This window comes from Acinetobacter chengduensis (assembly GCF_003664645.1).
Lineage (GTDB): Bacteria > Pseudomonadota > Gammaproteobacteria > Pseudomonadales > Moraxellaceae > Acinetobacter > Acinetobacter chengduensis.
Genome location: NZ_RCHC01000065.1, coordinates 1 through 1,100 on the forward strand (window position 1 = coordinate 1; position 1,100 = coordinate 1,100).

The following is a 1,100-nucleotide window of genomic DNA, read 5'->3' on the forward strand; positions in this document are numbered from 1 at the left end:
TACTATCATTTAATTATTGCATTAAGTCTAATGATAGATATTGTATGCGATTTGGCTCGCTATCATTCAGGTATAGTCTTTTGATAAAAAAAGCATGACTAAAAGCCATGCCTTGGGAATTCGTATAACGTGTATTATGTTAATTTTAGAAATACTTGAAAATAATTAATCAAATTCCCAAACTAAAATAAGCTTTTTCCCTAATTTTTTTAATTTTTGCATTACTTTAAGGCTAATCTGAAAATCGAACTCTAATTGATCATAAACGTAAGGTACGTGGAGGACAAACGCAGGGGACGTAGAGGACAAACGCAGGGGACGTAGAGGACAAACGTAGGGGACGTAGAGGACAAACGCAGGGGACGTAGAGGACAAACGTAAGGTACGTAGAGGACAAACGTAGGGGACGTAGAGGACAAACGCAGGGGACGTAGAGGACAAACGTAAGGTACGTAATTTATACTGATAAAAAATAAAGAGGTTATGTAATGAGTAACACATTAGATTTAATTGAAGAAAAGCCTTTAATCTCTATTCAGGAATTATCTCAAAAGTTAAGTGTTTCCATTAGAACTATTCGCCGATGGAACTCTGAAGCACAAAAAATGGGAGGATTTACAAAAAATGGATTTCCTAGATGCTTTATTTACGTATATGGCACCAAAGCTCCAAGATGGCTAACCTCAAGTATTAATGAGTGGATTAAAACGCTTAATAAAGAAAAGAATATGCAAGGTGAAGTTATTCACGAAATTTCTTCAAGCTGGAATTTTGATATTAAGGATGATGGTCTTTTATCTATAACAGATATTTGTGAAAAGTTAGATATTACAAAACCAAGATTAAAAAAACTTAGGATGGGACTTGAATACTACGGTGGTCGAAAGTTTGTTGAGCCAATCTGTTACTTACAAAATGGTTTGTCACCACATTGGTCAGCTAAAATGGTGCACTTATGGCTAGACTCTAACTATAAATATCAGGTATTTAAAAGACATAACACAGGAGTTATTAACTAAATATTTATCCTATTTAACATAATGGTGCTTATACGAAATGCAAAATAAATAGTTTTATATTTCAAAAAGTTATGCTATAAA

1 protein-coding gene is annotated in these 1,100 nt (G+C 33.5%); it reads left to right on the forward strand.

Annotation, left to right across the window (positions count from 1 at the left end):
- Positions 1 to 488 precede the first annotated feature (488 nt).
- Positions 489 to 1,019: a helix-turn-helix transcriptional regulator gene (locus D9K81_RS18210; RefSeq protein WP_121524034.1), complete on the forward strand. Its 531-nt coding sequence runs from the start codon at positions 489 to 491 to the stop codon at positions 1,017 to 1,019.
- Positions 1,020 to 1,100: the final 81 nt, after the last annotated feature.

Excerpts from the sequence above, each read along its gene's own strand:
- D9K81_RS18210 (WP_121524034.1), top strand. The coding sequence starts at position 489 with ATGAGTAACACATTAGATTTAATTGAAGAAAAGCCTTTAATCTCTATT.